This window comes from Oceanicella sp. SM1341 (genome assembly GCF_003448965.1).
Lineage (GTDB): Bacteria > Pseudomonadota > Alphaproteobacteria > Rhodobacterales > Rhodobacteraceae > Paroceanicella.
The window spans coordinates 113,526-133,431 of record NZ_QRGC01000008.1; the positions used below are offsets into that span (position 1 = coordinate 113,526).

Sequence of the window (19,906 nt, forward strand, 5' to 3'; positions counted from 1 at the left end):
GCGCTATGGCAGCATCGAGACCCTCCTCCAGCCAGCGGGCCCTGCCATGACGCGCTTCAACGCCTTCAACCTCGTCCGTCACGCCCTCACCGGCAACCGCAACTGGACCGAGCAATGGCCCGACGCGGAGCCGAAGGCGGAATACGACGTGGTGATCGTCGGCGCCGGCGGCCACGGGCTGGGCTGCGCCTACTACCTCGCGAAAGAGCACGGCATCACCAATGTGGCGGTGATCGACAAGGGCTGGCTCGGCGGCGGCAACACCGGGCGCAACACCACCATCATCCGCTCCAACTACCTCTACGACGAGAGCGCGCGGCTGTTCGACCACTCGGTCGACCTCTGGGAGGGGCTGAGCCAGGAGCTGAACTACAACGTGATGTACTCGCGCCGCGGCTGCATGATGCTGGCCCATTCGGTGCACGACATCCAGAGCTTCAAGCGCCACATCCACGCCAACCGGCTCAACGGCGTCGACAACCGCTGGCTCACGCCCCAGGAGGCGAAGGACTACTGCCCGCCGCTCAACATCTCGCCCGACGCGCGCTACCCGGTGCTGGGCGCCGCCCTGCAGGAGCGCGCCGGCACCGCCCGGCATGACGCGGTGGCCTGGGGCTATGCCCGGGGCGCTGCCGCCCGCGGCGTGGACATCATCCAGAACTGCCCGGTGACCGCCATCCGCCGCGGCCCCTCCGGCGGCGTCATCGGGGTGGAGACCGCGCGTGGCTTCATCCGCGCGAAGAAGGTCGCCGTCTCGGCCTCGGGCCACAACACGATGGTGATGGACACCGCCGGCGTGCGCCTGCCGCTCGAGAGCTTCCCGCTGCAGGCGCTGGTCTCCGAGCCGGTGAAGCCGGTGTTCCCCTGCGTGGTGATGTCCAACACCGTGCATGCCTACATCAGCCAGTCCGACAAGGGCGAGCTGGTCATCGGCTCGGGCACCGACCAGTACACCAGCTACTCCCAGCGCGGCGGCCTGCCGCTGATCGAGCACACGGTGGCCGCGATCACCGAGGTGTTCCCGATCTTCAACCGCATGCGCATGCTGCGCAAATGGGGCGGCATCGTCGACGTGACACCGGACCGTTCGGCGATCATCTCGAAAACCCCCGTGCAGGGGCTCTACGTGAACTGCGGCTGGGGCACCGGCGGCTTCAAGGCCACGCCGGGCGCGGCCCACACCCTCGCCTGGACCGTGGCGAAGGACGAGCCCCACCCGATCAACGCGCCCTTCACCCTCGAGCGCTTCCGCACCGGCCGGCTGATCGACGAGGCGGCGGCTGCGGCCGTCGCGCATTGACCTGCGCGCAAATGAAAAGCCGCATTGACCTGCGCGCACATGAAGAACCCGCACTGACTGCGCACACCGGAAACGACCTGAACCGCCGCCCCCGAGGACCCTCGCGATGCTGCTGATCCATTGCCCCTACTGCGACGAGACCCTGCCGGAGCTCGAGTTCGCCCATGCCGGCGAGGCGCATGTCGCCCGGCCGGAAAACCCCTCGGCGCAGAGCGATGCCGAGTGGGAGGAGTTCCTCTTCATCCGCCGCAACGTGAAGGGCCCGCATTACGAGCGCTGGCGCCACACCCACGGCTGCGGGCGCTTCTTCAACGCGGTGCGTGACACGGTGAGCGACCGGTTTCTCGCCACCTATCCCGCCGGCGCCCCGCGCCCCTCCCTCGCCAGCCTGACCGGAGAGAGCGAATGAGCCGCTTCCGCGTGCCCGGCCGCGGCCGGGTGAACCCCGACCGCCCCGTCACCTTCCGCTTCGACGGCCGCCCGGTGCAGGGCTGCGAGGGCGACACGGTCGCCTCCGCGCTGCTGGCAAACGGCATCCACCTGATGGGCCGGTCCTTCAAGTACCACCGCCCGCGCGGCGCCGTGGCCGCGGGCTCGGAGGAGCCGAACGCGCTCATCAACACCCGCCGCGGCCCCGGCCGCGCCGAGCCCAACACCCGTGCGACGATGCAGGAGATCTGGCCCGGCCTCGAGGCCCGCCCGCAAAACTGCTGGCCGCGGCTCTCCTTCGACCTCGGCGCGGTGAACGACCGGGCCTACATGCTGTTCTCCGCCGGGTTCTACTACAAGACCTTCATGTGGCCGCGCAGCTTCTGGGACAAGCTCTACGAGCCGGTGATCCGCGCCGCCGCCGGCCTCGGCGTCTCGCCCTCCGAGGAAGACCCCGACACCTACGCCTCGCGCTACCTGCACACCGACGTGCTGGTGGTGGGCGCCGGCCCCGCCGGCCTCGCCGCCGCCCGCACCGCCGCCGAGGCCGGCCTGCGCGTGGTGCTGGTCGACGAGCATGCCGAGGCCGGGGGCACCCTGCTCTCCGAGCCGCAGGCCCGCATCGCCGGCCTCCCCGCCTGGGACTGGCTCACGGCCGAGCTCGCGGCGCTGAAGGCGCTCGGCGTGCGGGTGATGACCCGCACCACCGCCATCGGCTATTACCACCAGAACATGATCGGCCTGTGCCAGCGCCTCACCGATCACCTCGCGGAACTCCCCGCCGACACCCCGCGCGAGCGCATGTGGCGCCTGCGCGCCGCCCGCGTCGTGCTCGCCCAGGGCGCGCTGGAAAAGCCGCTGGTGTTCGACGGCAACGACCGCCCGGGCGTGATGCTCGCCGGCGCCGCCCAGACCTACCTGCACCGCTTCGGCGTGCGGGTGGGCGATCGGCCGGTGATCCTCACCAGCCATGACAGCGCCTGGCACGCGGCCTTCGATTTGCAGGACGCGGGCGCGAAGGTAGCCGCCATCGTCGACACCCGCGCCGCACCCCCCGCCGCCCTCGCCGGCGAGGCCCAGGCCCGCGGCATCCGCGTGCTCGCAGGGTTCACCGCCACCGCCACCTCCGGCCGGCTGCGCGTGCGCTCGGTGCGGGTACACCCGGTCAGCGCCGGCACGGTCGGCGCGGGCGAGGAGATCGCCTGCGACTGCCTGCTGATGTCCGGCGGCTGGACCCCTTCGCTCCACCTCTTCTCCCACACGAAGGGCAGCCTCGCCTGGGACGAGGACCGCACCACCTTCCTGCCCGCCGACACGCCGGAGGACTGCGTGATCGCCGGCGCGGGCCGCGGCCTCTGGGGCATCGCCGCCACCCTCGCCGACGGCGCGGAGAAGGGCGCCGAAGTCGCCGCCTCCCTCGGCCGCGGCGCCTCCGCCCCCGCCCTGCCGGTGGAGGGCGACCGCACCGGCTCCGGCACCTCCCACACCGAGCTTGCGACCGACCGCAGCCCCTCCCGCGCCCGCGCCTTCGTCGACTTCCAGAACGACGTCACCGCGAAGGACCTGCGCCTCGCCGTGCGCGAGGGCATGCGCTCCATCGAGCACGTGAAGCGCTACACCACCAACGGCATGGCCACCGACCAGGGCAAGATGTCCAACATCAACGGCCTCAACATCGCCGCCGACGCGCTGGGGCGCGCGCAGCCGAAAGTGGGGCTCACCACCTTCCGCCCGCCCTACACGCCCACCTCCTTCGGCGCCTTCGCGGGCTACCACCGGGGAGGGCATTTCGAGGTCACCCGCCGCACCGCCATCGACCCGCTGGCCGAGGCCGCGGGCGCGGTGTTCGAGCCGGTGGGCCAGTGGCGCCGCGCCCGCTACTTCCCCCGCCCGGGCGAGGACATGGACACGGCCGTGGCGCGCGAATGCCGCGCCACCCGTACCGCCATCGGCATGTTCGACGCCTCCACCTTAGGCAAGATCGAGGTGGTCGGCCCGGACGCGGTGGAGTTCATGAACCGCATGTACACCAACCCCTGGACCAAGCTGCAGCCCGGCCGCTGCCGCTACGGCCTGCTGCTGGGCGATGACGGCTTCATCCGCGACGATGGCGTGATCGGCCGCCTCGCGCATGACCGGTTCCACGTCACCACCACCACCGGCGGTGCGGCGCGCGTGCTCAACATGATGGAGGACTACCTCCAGACCGAGTGGCCCGAGCTCGACGTCTGGCTCACCTCCACCACCGAACAGTGGTCGACCATCGCGCTCAACGGCCCGAGGGTGGCCGAGCTGCTGCGCCCGCTCGTCGAGGGGGTCACCCTCACCGAGGAGGCCTTCCCGCACATGTCGGTGGCCGAATGCACCGTGGCCGGCATGCCGGCGCGGCTGTTCCGGGTGAGCTTCACCGGCGAGACCGGCTTCGAGGTGAACGTGCCCGCCCCCATGGGCCCCGCGCTGTGGCAGCGCCTCGCCGAGGCCGGCGCGCCGCTCGGCCTCACCCCCTACGGCACCGAGGCCATGCACGTGATGCGCGCCGAGAAGGGCTACATCATCGTGGGCCAGGACACCGACGGCACCGTCACCCCCGCCGATGCCGGGCTGACCTGGGCGGTGGGCAAGGCGAAGCCCGATTTCGTCGGCAAGCGCGGCCTCGCCCGCCCCGACCTCACCGCCCCGGGCCGCCGCCAGCTCGTCGGCCTGCTCACCGAAGACGGCACGACGCTGCTCGAGGAGGGCGCGCAGATCGTGCTCGACCCCGCCCAGCCGGTGCCGATGAAGATGGTGGGCCATGTCACCTCCGCCTACCGCTCCGAGGCGGCGGGCCGGCCCATCGCCCTCGCGCTCGTCGAGGGCGGGCACGGCCGGATGGGCGAGACCGTGCACATCCCCATGCCCGACCGCACCATCGCCGCCACCATCACCGGCTGCGTGTTCCACGACCCCGAGAACACCCGCCTGAAGCTCGCCGCCCCGGGAGGAGACGCATGACCATGACCCCGGACCTCTCCGCCCCCGGCCCGCTCGCCGAAAGCGCCGCCGCGAAGCTGAGCCTCGCCGTCCCCTGCGCCCGGCTCTCGCTGCGCGCCCGCGGCGCGGCGGTGGCGCCGCTCTCCGCCGCCCTCGGGCTCACGCTGCCCGAGCGTATCGGCACCCGCGCCTCCACAGCGGCGGGCGACACCGAGGCCCTGCGCCTCGGCCCCGACGAATGGGTGCTGCACGCCACCCCCGCGGCCCTGCCCGGCCTCCTCGCCGCCTGCGCCGCCCTCTCGCCCGAGCACCCGCACAGCGCGGTGGACATCTCGGGCCGCGAGCTCACGCTCGTCCTCGAGGGCCCGCGCGCGGCCGAGCTGCTCACCCTCGGCATGCCGCGCGACCCCGACAGCATCGCGCCGGGCGAGGGCCGCCGCACCCTGTTCGACGGCGTGAGCGTGGTGCTCTGGCGCGAGGCCGACACCCGCTTCCGCATGGACATCTGGCACAGTTTCGCCCCGCACCTCGCGAGCCTGCTCGCCACCGGCTGCGCCGAGCTCGCCGCGGAAACCGCCTGAGGCCGCGCCCCGCACCGGCACCGCACAAGCGCGGGGCCGGTGACACCCCGGCCCCGCAGGCGCCGCTCCATGTCACGGCTCGGCCCCTGCGCCGCCGCATTCCCCCCGGCGTGGGTCCGGCGCGCCGGGCCACCGGCGCCGCCGCTCACTCCGCCTGCAGGTTCTTCGCGAGGAACCGGCCGGCGCGCTGCCAGCTCTCGTCGGTGTCGCCGCGGAAGTTCAGCTCGCGCCGGCGCAGCACCGTGCCGCCGGGCACCTCGACGAGCTGCGCATACATCCGCATGATCAGCTCCGAGGTCTTCACCACCACGAGGAACAGCGCCTCGTCCGCCCCCGCCGCCGCGGCGAGGTCGAGCAGGCATTGCGCGTCGCCGGTCTCGCAGGCGGCGTCCACCTCGCCCGCCTGCAGCAGCACCGTGCCGCTGTAGCGCGCGCCGAGGTCGTGCTCGAGCGCGCCTGCCATCGCCTCCATCCGGCCGGCATGCGCGGCGCCGCGCGCCGCGTCCTCGCCGGACGTGTCGAGCATGCGCAGCGGCATCACCCCCAGGGTGGCCGCCTGCGCCCCGCCGGTGAGCGCGAGCCCCGCGCACACCGCCATGGCCCCGATGAGCTTCCGCATCACCGTCTCCCTTGCCTGAACGGCGGCCAGCCCGCCGCCCCGCCCATCAGGCCACGGGCCCGGGCCGGGGCGTATAGGATCAAGGTGCAATTGCCCCGCCCCCGCCGGGCGGCGGGACTCACCCCGGGCAGCCGCGCCTCAGAACCCCAGCGCGTCGCGCAGCCGGTACCACTGGATGGTGGCCTGCACCGCCGGCTTGCGCAGGAAATGGAAGGGGATGGGCCGCATCGGCGCCACGGGGAAGTCGAGCTCCGCCTCCGGCCTGCCCGTCGCCCAGTCGGCCAGCACGCCGCCCATGGCGGTGGCGAGCGCCACGCCCCGGCCGTTGTAGGCGGTGGCCGACATGATGCCCTCGCCCAGGGGCGCGAGATGGGTGAAATGGTCGGTGGTGAGTGCGAGGAACCCGCCCCAGGCATGCGCCCAGTCCGGCTCGCCGAGCTGCGGGAACAGGTCGGTCGAGACATCGCGCAGCACCTGCATCAGCCGCGCCGTGCCCCTGTCGTCGAACGAGCCGCGCCCGCCCATCAGCAGCCGGCCCTCGGCGTCCATGCGGTAATACACCATCACCCGCCGCGTGTCGGCCACCGCCTGCCGCCCGGGCAGGATGGAGCGGCGCAGGTTGTCCGAGAGCGGCCGCGTCGCCACCTGCACCGAGCGCACCGGCACCATGGTGCGCGCCAGCGGCGCGGCGAGATCGCCGGTATAGGCATTGGTCGCCACCACCACCCGCCGGGCGCGCAGCACACCGCCCGCGGTGCGCAGCACATGCACGTCGCCCTCGCGCTCGAGCGCGGTGACCGCCGAGCCGCCATGCACCACCGCGCCCTGCGCCTGCGCCGCCGCGGCGAGGCCGAGCGCGTAGTTCAGCGGGTGCAGGTTGCCGCCGCGCGGGTCGAACAGCGCGCCCAGGTAGGCGCCCGAGCCGATCATCGCCCCGGTCTCCTCGCGGCTGAGCAGGCGCAGCGGCACGCCGAGGGCATTCCACTGCCGCACCCGCTCGGTGATCACCTTCATCGAGGCGGCATCATGCGCGGGCTGCACCCAGCCGGGCTGCACCGCGTCGCAGGCGATGCCGTGGCGGCGGATGATGTCGAACACCAGGTCCGGCGCGCCGGAGGAGAGCCGCAGCATGCGCCCGCCCATCTCCGCGCCGAAGCGGGCGACCACCGCCTCCGGGTCCTCCTTCAGGCCGGGGTTCACCTGGCCCCCGTTGCGCCCCGAGGCGCCCCAGCCGGGGCTCTGCGCCTCCAGCACCGTCGCCCGCACGCCGCGCTCCGCGAGATGCAGCGCGGTGGAGAGGCCGGTGAAACCGCCCCCCACGATGGCCACCTCGGTCTCCGCCGCGCCGCTGAGCGGCGGGGTGTGCGGGGCGGGATTGGCGGTCGCGGTATACAGGCTGTCGGCCACCACCGGGCGTTCGTCGGGGATCATCGCATCGGGTCCTTGCGCTGCGCCCCGCCGGCGCGGGCCGGGCGGGAGCGGATGTGCCGGCTGGCGCCGGCGAGTGGGTCTTGCCGGCCTCCGCCGGGGGATCTTGTCTGCCGGCTGGCGCCGGCGCGTAGCATCTGCCGGCGTCCGCCGGCGGGTAACGGTTGCCGGCTGGCGCCGGCGGGGTCAGGGGCGCCGGCTCGCGCCGGCGGAAGAGAGCGCCGGCTTGCGCCGGCTCCGGCGGACTGCCGGCGGGCCGGCAGGTTGCCTGTCTGCCGGCTGGCGCCGGCGGGTCCGGTCCGCGCACGGGCAGGCGTCCGGCTCAGTAGAACGCCGGGCTCCCCACCCAGATCACGTCCGCCTCCTCCGGCCCCTCGTTCCAGAAGCGGATCATCTCGGTGGCCTCGAAGGCGAAACTGTCGCCGCCGTGCAGCAGGTGCAACCGCCCGCCGATCTCGAGCGAGAGCGTGCCCGCCAGCACCGTGCCGCATTTCGCCCCCTCGGGGTGGTTGTAGGGCGCCTCGCCGCTGCTGCCGCCGGGGCGGATGAGCATGCGCATCATCTGCACCCTGCGGCAGGCATCGGGGGTGAGCATTTCCTTGATCATGCCGCGCGCGCTCAGGTCCAGCACCCGGCGCGCGCCGCGGCGCACGATGCAGGCCTCCTCCGGCGCGGCACCGGCGGGGCCGGAATTGTCGAACAGCCAGCTCGCCGGCATGTCGAGCGCGGCACAGAGCGCCACCATCGTCTCGAGCGAGGGCGCGGAGATGCCGCGCTCCACCTGGCTCAGCAGCGCGGCCGACACGCCGGCCCGCCCCGCCACCTCCTGCAGCGACAGCTGCCGCAGCTTGCGCCGGTCGCGCAGCCGCGCCCCGATGCGCGCGGCCCCCTGCGCCGCCTCCCCGGCCGGGGCCGGCGCCTCACCCTCCGGGCCCCGGCGGGGGCCCGGCTCACGCCGGGAGGAAGTTTTCGTGGTCAAAATTTGACAACTCCATGATTCTCATTTCAAGCTGTAACAATCAGGACAAAATTTCAACAACACTGAAATCGACAGGGTAAAAGATGAAGCACGCACTCTCCGCCTCCGCGGCGCTGATGGCCGGTGGCATGAGCCTGGCCGGCATGATGGCCCTCCCCGCCCTCGCGCAGGACAGTCTCACCTTCACCTCCTACGGCGGCACCTACCAGGAAGCACAGCGCAAGGCCCTGCTCGACCCGGTGGAGGAGGAGATGGGCATCACCATCCGCGAGGACACGCTCACCGGCATCGCCGAGGTGCGCGCCCAGGTGCTGGCCGGCGCCGTCACCTGGGACATCGTCGACCTCGGGGTGAACGACTGCGCCCTCGCCCAGGCCGAGGGCCTTTTCGAACCGCTGGATTATTCGATTATCTCCACGGAAGGCTTCAAGGACACGGCCTATGCCGAGACCTGGGCCGGCACCATCTACTACTCCACCACGCTGGCCTATAACCCCGAGTATCTCGAGGCGAAACCGCAGAGCTGGGCCGACTTCTGGGACGTGGAGAATTTCCCCGGTGCGCGCGCCCTGCAGAACACCCCCGGCGGCAATCTCGAGATCGCGCTCATGGCCGACGGCGTCGCCCCGGAGGATGTCTACCCGATGCTCGAGACCCCCGAGGGCATCGACCGCGCCTTCGCCAAGCTCGAGGAGATCAAGCCCGACATCGCCGTGTGGTGGACCACCGGCGCACAGTCCGCCCAGCTCATCGCCGACGGCGAGGTCGACATGGAATCGATCTGGAACGGCCGGCTCGACGCGGTGAAGGCCTCCGGCGTGCCGGCGGAGCAGACCTTCAACCAGGCCATCCTCGCGCTCGACTGCCTCGCCATCCCCAAGGGCGCGCCCAACAAGGACCTGGCGATGAAGGTGCTCGGCCGCATCCTCGCGCCCGACCTGCAGGCAAACCTGCCGGCGCTGATCAACTACGGCCCCACCACCTCGCTCGCCTTCGACGAGGGCAAGATCACCGAGGAGCAGACCGCCATCAGCCCCTCCGCGCCCGAGAACATCGCGCTGCAGCTGCCCACCGACCCCGACTTCTGGGCCGCCAACCGCCCCGCCATCCAGGAGCGCTGGGACGCCTTCATGACGCAGTGAGCCCCGCGCTCACCCAAGGGGCCCGGCCGCCCGCGGCCGGCCCCGCATCGCGCTTTCCCCAGGCACAGGAGACAGCCCCCGGATGACCCCCCTTGCCGCCACGGCCCCCGCCCCCGCAGCCACCGCGCCCGCCCCCCGGGCCGAGCCCATCGCCATCACCGGCGTCACCAAGACCTACGGGCTGTTCCACGCCCTCGAGGACGTGAACCTCGAGATCGGCGCCGGCGAGTTCCTCACCCTGCTCGGCCCCTCCGGCTCGGGCAAGACCACGCTGCTGATGGTGCTCGCCGGCTTCACCCGCCCCAGCCGCGGCCGGCTCACCGTGGGCGGCACCGACATGACCCGCGTCGCCCCCCACAAGCGCGACTTCGGCATGGTCTTCCAGAATTACGCGCTCTTTCCCCACATGAACGTGGCGGCGAACGTGGCCTACCCGCTGAAGCTGCGCCGCCTGCCCCGCGCGCAGGTGGAGGCGCAGGTGCGCCGCGCGCTCGACCTCGTGCAGCTCTCCCACCTCGCCGATCGCAACATCTCCGCCCTCTCCGGCGGCCAGAAACAGCGCATCGCGCTGGCCCGCGCCGTGGTGTTCGAGCCCCGGGTGCTGCTGATGGACGAGCCGCTCTCCGCGCTCGACAAGAACCTGCGCGAGCGCATGCAGATCGAGATCCGCGCCCTGCACGACAAGCTCGGCATCACCACGGTCTACGTGACGCACGACCAGCGCGAGGCCCTCACCATGTCCGACCGGATCGTGGTGATCGACCGCGGCCGCGTCTCGCAGGTCGACACGCCGCGCGCGCTCTACGAGCGCCCCGCAAACGCCTTCGTGGCCGATTTCATCGGCGAATCCACCCTGCTGCCGGTCACCCCCGGCCCAGGCGGCCACGCCTTCGAGGGCACGCCCCTCAAGACCTCCCGCCCGGTGGCCGACGCGGCCTTCCTCGTCATCCGCCCGGAGAAGCTCGAGTTCGCCGAGCCCGGCATGGAGGCGGAGCACAACCTCTTCACCGGCCTGCTGAAATCGGTGATCTACCAGGGCGAGACCCTGCTGGCGCAGGTCGATATCGGCGCCGACCAGGTGATCATGCTGCGCCGCACCACGCGCCGCGAGATCCTCGCCCGCATGCCCGAGCCCGGCCAGCGCATCACCCTCGCGCTGCACGCCGATGACACGATCCTCGTGCCGGAGCGCCCGGCATGACCGCGGCGCCCGATACCACCACCCGCCTGCCCCGCGCCCGCGAGGCCGAGGGCGACACGCAGGCCCGCGCCCGTGAGGGCGACACACAGGCCCGCCGCATCCGCCGCGAGGAGCTGCGCGACCGGCTCTCCCTCGCCGCCCTCTCGCTGCCCGCGCTGCTGCTGGTGGGGGTGCTGGTGTTCCTGCCGGTGGGCTGGCTGTTCGGGCTGTCGCTGGTCTCGGAGGGGCAGTTCAGCTTCATCCACTACCAGCGCCTGCTCGAGCCCGCCTATCGCAACATCTTCTCGATGACCTTCGAGATCAGCTTCCTCGTCACCGCGCTGGCCCTCCTGCTGGGCTACCCGCTCTCCTACCTGCTCAGCCAGATGCCGCCGCGCGCCGCCGCGCTGCTGATGATCCTGGTGATGCTGCCGTTCTGGACCTCGATCCTGGTGCGCACCTATGCCTGGATGGTGCTGCTGCAGCGCCGCGGGCTGGTGAACGGCTGGCTCATCGACCTCGGCCTCATCGACACGCCGCTGCGGCTGGTGAACAACTACACCGGCACGGTGATCGGCATGCTGCACGTGATGCTGCCCTTCATGGTGCTGCCGCTGTTCTCCTCGCTGCGCGCGGTCGACGTGTCGCTGATGCGCGCGGCCTCCAGCCTCGGCGCCGGGCCGGTGAAGGCGTTCTGGACCGTGTTCTTCCCGCTCTCGCTGCCCGGCGTGATGGCCGGCAGCCTGCTGGTGTTCGTGCTCTGCCTCGGCTTCTACGTGACACCGGCGCTGCTCGGCGGCGGCAAGGTGATCATGGTGTCGATGAAGATCCAGCAGAACGCGGCGATGTATTTCGACTGGGGCGCCGCCTCCGCCCTCGGCGTGGTGCTGCTCGGGGTCACGGTGGCGCTGTTCTGGCTGCTCGGCCGCGTCACGCGCATCGAGCGCGTCTTCGGAGGGCTCTGACATGCTGCGTTCGCCCGCGTCGGAGACGCAAGTCACCCATCTCGGCCGGCTCTGGCTCTACCTCCTGGCGGCCGCGGTGCTGGTGTTCCTCGTGGCGCCGGTGCTGGTGGTGGTGCCGATGTCCTTCTCGGATTCGCGCTACCTGCGCTTCCCGCCCGAGGGCTTCAGCCTGCGCTGGTACGAGAACTACTTCGCCTCGCTGGAATGGGTGCAGGCCACGCTCACCTCCTTCAAGGTGGCCGCCCTCGTCACCCTGCTCGCAACCCCGCTCGGCGTGGCGGCGGCCTACGGGCTCAACCAGTCGCGCCTGCGCGGGGCGCGGGTGCTCAGCCTGATGCTCATCAGCCCGCTCATCGTGCCGGTGATCATCCTCGCCATCGGGGTGTTCTACCTCTACGCCCGGCTGGAGCTGGTGAACACGGTCACCGGGCTGGTGCTGGCGCATGCCGCCCTCGCCCTGCCCTTCGTGGTGGTCACCACCACCTCCGGGCTGCAGCAGTTTGACCCGGCGCAGGAGCGCGCGGCCCGCAGCCTCGGCGCCAGCCGCTGGACGGCCTTCCTCACCGTCACCCTGCCGCAGCTGCGCGGCGCGGTGGTCTCCGGGGCGCTCTTCGCCTTCATCACCTCGCTCGACGAGGTGGTGATCTCGGTGTTCATCGCCGGCGGCGAGAACATGACCCTGCCGCGGCGCATGTTCTCCGGCCTGCGCGACCAGGTCGACCCCACCATCGCCGCCATCTCCTCGATGCTGATCGGGCTCTCGGTGGTGCTGCTGCTGGTCTCCGTGGCGCTCGGGGGGCGCAAGGGCGGGCGGGGCTGAGGCCCCGCCCCTTCCCCGCTCAGATATCCACGGCGATCTTGCCGAAATGCCCGCCGCCGGCCTGGAATTCGAAGGCCTCGCGCAGCGCGTCGAGCGGGAAGTGCCTGTCGATCACCGGGCGGATGCCGGTCGCCTCGAGCGCGGCGACGAAATCCTGCTGCTGGCGCCGGGAGCCGACGATGAGCCCCTGCAGCCGCTGCTGTTTCGCCATCATCTTGCTGGTCGGCACCTCGCCGCCGCGCCCGGTGAGCACGCCGATCAGCGCGATATGCCCGCCGATGCGCGCCGCGGTGATCGACTGGTCGAGCGTGGCCGGCCCGCCCACTTCCACCACATGGTCGACACCCCGCCCCCCGGTGAGGGCCTGCACCTCGGCGCCCCAGTCCGGCGTGCTGCGGTAGTTGATCACCGCCTCGGCGCCGAGCGCGCGCACCCGCTCCAGCTTCGCGTCCGACGAGGAGGTGGCGATCACCCGCGCGCCCATCGCCCGGGCGATCTGCAGCGCGTAGATCGACACGCCCCCGGTGCCCAGCACCAGCACCGTGTCGCCGGCCTTCAGCCCGCCGTTGACCACCAGTGCGCGCCAGGCGGTGAGGCCCGCGGTGGTGATCGTCGCCGCCTCGGCATGCGACCAGCCGCGCGGGGCGCGGGTGAAGGACGTGGCCGGCATGGTCACCCGCTCGCGGGCGAAACCGTCGATCCCGTCGCCCGGGGTGCCGTTGAAATCGCCCGGGCAGTCGTCGCCGCTCAGCCATTGCGGGAAGAAGCCCGAGACCACGGCATCGCCGGGGGCGAACTCCTCCACGCCCGGCCCCACGGCCTCCACCACGCCCGCGCCATCGGCCAGCGGGATGCGCCCGTCCGGCACCCAGTCGGGCTGGCTCGCCACGATCAGGTCATGGAAGTTGAGCGAGCTCGCATGCACCCGCACCCGGATCTCGCCCGGCCCCGGCTCACGCGGCTCCGGGGCGTCGACGGCCACGAGGTTCTCCAGCCCGCCCGGGGCGGCAATCTGCACCTGTTTCATTCCTGCTCCTTCATCCGGATGCCGGGGCGCGATGGCCCTCCTCCGGCAGCTAACCCCCCGCCCCCTCCGTTTCAACCACGCCCCGCGCGGCACCGAGGGTCGTGCCCGCCCCCCGGGTGGGCTGGCCACCCGGGCGAAACGGCCGGGAGGACGCCACCCCCTCCGACACCTCCGCCGGGCACGAAGGGACGCGCCTGACCCTGGGTGGGCGCATCCACGCCCGTGGTCGGCGGTTTATCCCGCAAGCCCCGGACGAGGGCTGTGCGGCGCGCGGCATCGCCAACGCGCCCTCCCGGGGGGAGGGTCGGGCGCGGCCCGGGCTGGTCGCCCGGGCGCAAGGGCCGGAGAGGACGCCACCCCCCTCCGACACCTCCGCCGGGCACGAAGGGACGCGCCTGACCCTGGGTGGGCGCATCCACGCCCGTGGTCGGCGGTTTATCCCGAAAGCTCCGGACGAGGGGTGTGCGGCGAGCGGCATCGCCATCGCGCCCTCCCATGGGGAGGGTCGGGCGCGGCCCGGGCTGGTCGCCCGGGCGAAACGGCCGGGGAGGACGCCACCCCCTCCGACACCTCCGCCGGGCACGAAGGGACGCGCCCGACCCTGGGCGGGCGCCGCCACGCCCGTGGTCAGCGGTTTATCCCGCAAGCCCCGAACGAAGGCTGTGCAGTGGGCGGCATCGCCAACGCGCCCTCCCGTGGGGACGGCCGGGCGCGGCCCGGGCTGGTCGCCCAGGCGAAACGGCCGGGGAGGACGCCCCCCTCCGACACCTCCGCCAGGCACGAAGGGACGCGCCCGACCCTGGGTGGGCGCCGCCACGTCCTTGGTCGGCGGTTTATCCCGAAAGCTCCGGACGACGGCTGAGCGGCTGGCGGCATCGCCATCGCGCCCTCCCATGGGGAGGGTCGGACGCGGCCCGGGCTGGTCGCCCGGGCGACAGGGCCCAGCCGGGGGCCGCGGGATGCCGGCCCCCCGGTCGCCGCCCTCACACCACCACATCGCCCTCCGGCGGCTCGGCCCCGGCGGCGAGGCTGGCGAGGTTGCCGATCATCCGGCGCAGCGTGGGCGCGAAACTGTCGGTCGAGATCGCGCCGAGATGCGGCGTCACGATCACCCGGTCGAGCCGCGACAGCCGGTGGCCGGGGGTCATCGGCTCGGTGGCGAAGACATCCGTCGCCGCCCCGCGCAGCGCCCCGGCCTCGATGGCATCGGCCAGCGCCTCCTCGTCCACCACCCCGCCGCGCGCGAGGTTCACCAGCAGGGCCGTGGGCTTCATCCGCGCCAGCGCCGCCGCCCCGATCATCCCGGCCGTCTCCGGCGTGAGCGGGCAGTGCAGCGACACCACGTCCGCCTGCGAAAGCAGCGCGTCGAGCGCCACGAACCGCACGCCGAGCGCCGCCTCCCGCTCCGCGTCGAGCCGCGTGCGCTGGCTGTAGAGCACCGTGCAGCCGAAACCGCGCAGCAGCCCGGCCAGCGCCCGGCCGATATGCCCCAGCCCCACGATGCCCACCACCTTGCCCGACAGCGTGCCGGAAGTCGGGGCCAGCGCCGATTTCGCCCAGTCCCCGCCGCGCAGCGCCACATGGCCGCGCACGATGTTGCGCTCGAGCGCCAGCATCATCCCCAGCGCGGTCTCGGCCACGGCCACCGCGTTCGAGCCGGTGGTGCGCAGCACCCGCACGCCGCGGGCGCGGGCGGCCTCGCAGTCGATGTTGTCATAGCCCACGCCCCATTTGTGCACCGCCTGCAGCCCGGGCACGGCCATCATCGCCGCGCTCACCAGCACGTCGCCGGTGATGGCGAAGCGCGCGCCGGAAAGGGCTGCAAGCTGGTCCTCCGGCGCCCGGCTCGCGGCGGTGGCAAGCTCCCAGCCCGCGGGCAGGAAGGCGGCGATGCGGGCCAGCCGCTCGGGCGCCGCGGGGTCGAGCATCACGAGCTTCACCATGCCCGCCTCACACCGCGAAGCGCACGCCGGGGCGGGCGAGCCCGCCGCCAAGTGCGGCCACCGTGCCGTCGGCGCGCCAGCAGGCCGCCCCGGTCATCATCCCGTCGGGGGCAAAGGCGATGGCATTCATGCCGCCGCCGATATGCGGCTCCACCCGCACCGCATGGCCCCGCGCCTCCAGCGCCGCCTGCGCGGCCGAGTAGCCGGGCTCGATCTCCACCGCCCCGCCCTGGGTCCAGATCCGCGGCGCCTCCACGGCCGATTGCAGGTCCATGCCATGGTCGAGCAGGTTCACGATCGCGAGCATCGCCGAGGGGAAGATGCGCACCGCCCCCGGCAGGCCGAGCGCGAAGCGCGGCGCGCCGTCCCGCAGCACCATCATCGGCGCCATCGAGGTGGGCACCCGCTTGCCCGGCGCGATGGAGAGCGCCCGCCCCGGCGCGGGGTCGAAGTTGCACATGTAGTTGTTGGGAATGATCCCGGTGCCCGGCACCATGAAGCGCGCGCCGAACAGCCCGTTGATCGTGTGCGTGGCCGAGACGATGTTGCCCTCCCGGTCCGCCACCGTGACATGGGTGGTGTCGCGGCTCTCGGCCGGCTGGCGCGCCTCGGCGATGCCGCCCATGGCGCGCAGCCGGGCGCGGCCGGCCTCGGCATGCGCGGCGGAGAGGTAGCGCGCCACCGGCACGTCGACGAAGGCGGGGTCGCCCGAGGCGGCACGCCGGTCCTCGAAGGCGACACGCATCACCTCGGCCAGAAGGTGCAGCAGCTCCGGGCTGCCGAAGCCCATGCCGGCCACGTCGTAGCCCTCCAGCATGTTGAGCATCTGCACCACGTGCACGCCCGAGGAGGCCGGCGGCGGCGGGCCGACGATGTCATGCCCCCGGTAGCGCCCGAAGATCGCCTCGCGCTCCAGCGGCCGGTAGGCGGCGAGGTCGTCGAGGGTCACGTAGCCCGCGTCCTCGCCCCCGGTGGCGAGGCGGCCGGCCAGCGCCTGCCCCAGCGCGCCGCCGTGCAGCGCCGCGGCGCCCTCGCGGGCGATCAGTTCCAGGCTCTGCGCGTAATCGCCCATCACGAGGCGCGCGCCGGGCTTCGGCACCGCGCCCCCGGGCAGCATCACTGCGGCGATGGCGGGGTCGGCGGCGAGGTCGTCGGCATGCGAGCCGATGGCGCCGGAGAGATAGTCCGTCACCGCGAAGCCCCGCCGGGCGAGGCCGATGGCCGGGGCCACCACGTCGGCGAAGGGCAGCTTCCCGTAGCGCGCCTGCATCATGTGCCAGCCGGCGAGATTGCCCGGCACCGCCACCGCCGAGGGCCCCACGAGGTTGCGCCGGTCCTTCGCGGGGGGGAAGGTGGCGTCGGGGTCGTCGATCGGCTCGTAGATCTCCGGGTGGGTGGCGGCGGCGGCGGTGGAGAGCGCGTCGACCACCACGTGCCGCCCCTCCGCCAGCCGCAGGTGGGCGATGCCGCCGCCGGCCACGCCCACCATCATCGGCTCCACCACGGTGAGCGCGAGCAGGGCTGCCACCGCCGCGTCCACCGCGTTGCCGCCCTCGGCGAGCACCTGCTGGCCGGCGGCGGAGCCGAGCGGATGGTTGGTCACCACCATCCCCCCCGCCCCGCTGGCCGGGCGCTTCTCGCAGGTGATGACGGGCGGTGCAGGCTGATCGGACATGGACTTCCCCGGAAACTGGCGGCCCGGCGGCCGTGCCGGGCCCCCAAGACCTAGCCGAGCCCGGCCGCTTTGCCAAAGGGGATGTCGCGCTGCAGCAAGGCCGCGGCGGGCCGTCTCAGCTGCGGGCCCGGGCACAGGGCGCCTGCCACGGACACCGCGCAGCGCGAGCCCGGTCGCCCTTCCGGCGCCCGGCCCGTGCCTTCCGCCCGGGCAACCAGCCCGGGCCGCGCCCGACCCTCCCCCCGGGAGGGCGCGACGGCGATGTCGCTCGCCGCACAGCCCTCGTCCGGGACTTGCGGGATAAAGCGTCCATCACAGGCGTGGACGCGCCCACCCAGGGTCGGGCGCGTCCCTTCGTGCCTGGCGGCGGTGTCGTAAGGCGCAGGCCCCCCGGGCCGCCGGGCTCAGGCGGGCTCGGGGTTGCGCCGGGCCGCGAGCCAGTTCAGCGCCAGCAACACGAGGATCAGCGCCGCGCCCGCCATCTCGATGGGGATCGAGCGCCAGAAGATGCCCACCACGCCGGGGATCAGCAACACCCGCTGCCACACCGGCATCGGCCCGAACAGCCAGCCCTCCAGCGCCGCGGCAAAGGCCACCAGCGCCAGGATCACGATGAACCCGTTCCACAGCACCAGCGGCACCGGCCCGCCCTCGATGATCGAGGGGTTGTAGACCATGAACAGCGGGATGAGGTAGAGCCCCTTGGCGTATTTCCACGCCTGCACCGAGGTCTCCATCGGGCTCGCGTTCGCGATCGCCGCCCCGGCGAAGCCGGCCAGCGCCACCGGTGGGGTGACGTTGGAATCCTGGCTCCACCAGAACACCACCAGATGCGCGATCAGCAGCGGCACCCCGAACTCGGAGGTGAGCGCCGGGCCCACGAGGATGATCAGCACGATATAGGCCGCCGTCACCGGCAGACCCATCCCGAGGATCAGGCTCGCGATCACCACCAGCACGAGGGCGAGGAACAGGTTGCCACCCGAGAAGGCCAGCATCATGGCGGAGAACTTCAGCCCCAGCCCGGTGAGCCCGACCACGCCGACCACGATGCCCGCCACCGCGCAGGCCATCGACACCGCCACCGCGTTGCGCGCGCCCAGCTCCAGCGCGGCGAGGGTCTTCTCCACCCCCGCCTTCGTCAGCGCCACCAGCCCCGCGGCCGTCGGCCCCTCGGCGAGAAAGCGCAGCGTCGCCCGCAGCACCGCCGCCGCGATCACCGCCACGATGGCGTAGAACCCCACCCGCATCGGCGAGTAGCCCACCACCAGCAGCCACACCAGCGCCACCAGCGGCAGCAGGAAATGCCAGCCCTCGGCCAGCACCTCGCGCACCTTGGGCAGCTCGGCGGCGGGGATGCCCTTCATCCCCTGCTTCACCGCGGCGATGTGCACCAGCAGGTAGACGGCGCCGAAATAGAGCACCGCCGGGAAGATCGAGATCAGCACGATGTCGATGTAGGGCACCCGGGTGAACTCGCTCATCAGGAAGGCGCCGGCGCCCATCAGCGGCGGCATGATCTGCCCGCCGGTGGAGGCCGCGGCCTCGATGCCGCCCGCCTGCGCCGGCCGGTAGCCCAGCCGCTTCATCAGCGGGATGGTGAAGGCGCCCGTGGTCACCACGTTGGCGATGGCCGAGCCCGAGATCGAGCCCATGCCGGCCGAGGCGATCACCGCCGCCTTGGCCGGGCCGCCGCGCTGCCGGCCGGTGGCGGCATAGGCGAGGTCGATGAAGAACTTGCCCGCCCCGGTCACCTCCAGGAAGGCGCCGAACAGCACGAAGACGAAGATGAACGTGGCCGCCACCCCCAGCGGCAGGCCCCAGATGCCCTCGGCGCCGAGCGTGAGCTGGCTCGCCAGCCGGTCGAGCGTGTAGCCGCGGTGGTTGAGGATGCCGGGCATGAGATCGGCGAGGAAGGGCAGCTCGCCCCGGTTGCCCGCGAAGGCGTAGAGGATGAACACGAGCCCGATGATCGTCATCCCCAGCCCGATCGCCCGCCGCGCCGCCTCCAGCACCACCAGCACCGTGATCACCCCGATCACCACGTCCACGTTGCGCGGGATGATGGCGTTGGAGATGGCGTCGATGTTGGCCGGCACCCAGTAGCCCGCCAGCACGCCGCAGGCGATGAGCGCGCCGTCCACCGCCCAGCCGATCACCCCGCGCGGGCGCTTGCCCGTGACCGGGTAGATCAGGAAGGTCAGCACCAGGATGAAGCCGAGGTGGATGGGGCGCTGGAAGAACAGGCCCAGCGGCTGCAGCCCGGCGGCGTAGAGCTGGAACAGCGACAGCGCGATCCCCACCACGGCGATCGCCTTCAGCACCAGCCTCGGCTGGTCGGGGCCCGGCTCCTCGGGGGTGGGGGCGGTCGCGGTGTCGGTCATTCGGGATCTCCGGTCTCGAGGGCGATGCGCACCCGTGCATGAGGGGCGAGCGCGGAGAGCGACACCTCGCCCGAGGCCGCGCTCAGCCTGTGGTTCACCGCCATGCTGCCGGGGCGCAGGATATAGGCGTCGCCCGGCACCGGCTCGTCGATATCCTCGATCCAGTAGCCGCCCTCACCGTCGGAGAGCTGCCGGCCCCGGCCGATCCAGTGCCCCAGCCCGGCGGCGAAATCCGGCTGGTGCGAGCGCACCAGCACCATGTGCCCGGCGCGGTTCTCGTAGCAGTCGCGCACCGCGAACCCCTGCACGGAGTGGTTCCAGAGCACGCACCAGCCCGTGCCCTCGGGCACGTCGAGGCGGGCGAGCTCGGTGCCGTCGGGCAGGCTCGCGGTCAGCATCCCGGCCCGGGCCAGGCCCGGGGCGAGCAGCAGCGCAAGCAGGAGGAGGGCGCGGCGCCCTCCCCC

General features: G+C 72.8%; 16 protein-coding genes. 8 read left to right on the forward strand and 8 right to left on the reverse strand.

Translation table 11 applies throughout. The annotated features are described in order from the left end of the window. Positions 1 to 46 precede the first annotated feature (46 nt). The 4 genes from D3P35_RS09880 (at position 47) to D3P35_RS09895 (ending at position 5,280) form a co-directional block, all read left to right on the forward strand. Entirely contained in the window at positions 47 to 1,300 is a 1,254-nt protein-coding gene (locus tag D3P35_RS09880; RefSeq protein ID WP_118134554.1) for a sarcosine oxidase subunit beta family protein, read from the forward strand. A 106-nt stretch (positions 1,301 to 1,406) separates the two neighbouring features. After that, positions 1,407 to 1,709: a sarcosine oxidase subunit delta gene (locus D3P35_RS09885; RefSeq protein ID WP_118134555.1), complete on the forward strand. Its 303-nt coding sequence runs from the start codon at positions 1,407 to 1,409 to the stop codon at positions 1,707 to 1,709. Then, positions 1,706 to 4,720, forward strand: a complete 3,015-nt coding sequence (locus tag D3P35_RS09890; protein WP_118134556.1) for a sarcosine oxidase subunit alpha — start codon at positions 1,706 to 1,708, stop codon at positions 4,718 to 4,720. The genes D3P35_RS09885 and D3P35_RS09890 overlap by 4 nt, the downstream gene beginning before the upstream one ends. Next, the gene (locus tag D3P35_RS09895; protein WP_118134557.1) at positions 4,717 to 5,280 is read left to right on the forward strand and encodes a sarcosine oxidase subunit gamma; all 564 of its coding nucleotides are present in this window, start codon (positions 4,717 to 4,719) and stop codon (positions 5,278 to 5,280) included. Before D3P35_RS09890 ends, D3P35_RS09895 begins: the two co-directional genes overlap by 4 nt. 145 nt (positions 5,281 to 5,425) lie before the next feature. Here D3P35_RS09895 and D3P35_RS09900 read toward each other — a convergent pair whose 3' ends face one another. The 3 genes from D3P35_RS09900 to D3P35_RS09910 all read right to left on the reverse strand — a co-directional run bounded on the left by D3P35_RS09900 (position 5,426) and on the right by D3P35_RS09910 (position 8,306). After that, positions 5,426 to 5,899 (reverse strand): DUF2380 domain-containing protein, encoded by a 474-nt coding sequence (locus D3P35_RS09900; protein WP_118134558.1) that lies wholly within the window; start codon positions 5,897 to 5,899, stop codon positions 5,426 to 5,428. 138 nt (positions 5,900 to 6,037) lie between these two features. Beyond that, on the reverse strand, positions 6,038 to 7,330 hold the full coding sequence (locus D3P35_RS09905; RefSeq protein WP_118134559.1) for an FAD-binding oxidoreductase: 1,293 nt from the start codon (positions 7,328 to 7,330) through the stop codon (positions 6,038 to 6,040). Positions 7,331 to 7,649: 319 nt separating this feature from the next. Then, a complete protein-coding gene (locus D3P35_RS09910) occupies positions 7,650 to 8,306 on the reverse strand; it encodes a helix-turn-helix domain-containing protein (protein WP_232830449.1) in 657 nt (218 codons plus the stop codon). A gap of 83 nt (positions 8,307 to 8,389) precedes the next feature. Here D3P35_RS09910 and D3P35_RS09915 point away from each other — a divergent pair, with 83 nt between their 5' ends. The 4 genes from D3P35_RS09915 (at position 8,390) to D3P35_RS09930 (ending at position 12,413) form a co-directional block, all read left to right on the forward strand. Then, a complete protein-coding gene (locus D3P35_RS09915) occupies positions 8,390 to 9,448 on the forward strand; it encodes an ABC transporter substrate-binding protein (protein WP_232830450.1) in 1,059 nt (352 codons plus the stop codon). Between the two features lie 82 nt (positions 9,449 to 9,530). After that, positions 9,531 to 10,649 carry an ABC transporter ATP-binding protein gene (locus D3P35_RS09920; RefSeq protein WP_118134560.1) on the forward strand — a complete coding sequence of 373 codons (1,119 nt, stop codon included), beginning with the start codon at positions 9,531 to 9,533 and terminating at the stop codon, positions 10,647 to 10,649. Then, positions 10,646 to 11,593, forward strand: a complete 948-nt coding sequence (locus D3P35_RS09925) for an ABC transporter permease (RefSeq protein ID WP_118134561.1) — start codon at positions 10,646 to 10,648, stop codon at positions 11,591 to 11,593. Before D3P35_RS09920 ends, D3P35_RS09925 begins: the two co-directional genes overlap by 4 nt. Before the next feature lies 1 nt (position 11,594). After that, complete coding sequence (locus tag D3P35_RS09930) at positions 11,595 to 12,413, forward strand: ABC transporter permease (RefSeq protein ID WP_118134562.1); 819 nt, start codon at positions 11,595 to 11,597, stop codon at positions 12,411 to 12,413. 19 nt (positions 12,414 to 12,432) lie between these two features. Here the strand turns inward: D3P35_RS09930 and D3P35_RS09935 are convergent, their stop codons facing one another. From D3P35_RS09935 to D3P35_RS09955, 5 genes are all read right to left on the reverse strand, one after another. After that, complete coding sequence (locus D3P35_RS09935) at positions 12,433 to 13,440, reverse strand: NAD(P)-dependent alcohol dehydrogenase (RefSeq protein WP_118134563.1); 1,008 nt, start codon at positions 13,438 to 13,440, stop codon at positions 12,433 to 12,435. Between the two features lie 983 nt (positions 13,441 to 14,423). Next, positions 14,424 to 15,383 carry a 2-hydroxyacid dehydrogenase gene (locus D3P35_RS09940; protein WP_198670543.1) on the reverse strand — a complete coding sequence of 320 codons (960 nt, stop codon included), beginning with the start codon at positions 15,381 to 15,383 and terminating at the stop codon, positions 14,424 to 14,426. A gap of 7 nt (positions 15,384 to 15,390) precedes the next feature. After that, complete coding sequence (gene ggt, locus D3P35_RS09945) at positions 15,391 to 17,058, reverse strand: gamma-glutamyltransferase (RefSeq protein ID WP_118134564.1); 1,668 nt, start codon at positions 17,056 to 17,058, stop codon at positions 15,391 to 15,393. Between the two features lie 404 nt (positions 17,059 to 17,462). Continuing rightward, on the reverse strand, positions 17,463 to 19,442 hold the full coding sequence (locus D3P35_RS09950; RefSeq protein WP_118134565.1) for a TRAP transporter permease: 1,980 nt from the start codon (positions 19,440 to 19,442) through the stop codon (positions 17,463 to 17,465). Further along, positions 19,439 to 19,840 carry a DUF1850 domain-containing protein gene (locus D3P35_RS09955; protein WP_232830451.1) on the reverse strand — a complete coding sequence of 134 codons (402 nt, stop codon included), beginning with the start codon at positions 19,838 to 19,840 and terminating at the stop codon, positions 19,439 to 19,441. Before D3P35_RS09955 ends, D3P35_RS09950 begins: the two co-directional genes overlap by 4 nt. Positions 19,841 to 19,906: the final 66 nt, after the last annotated feature.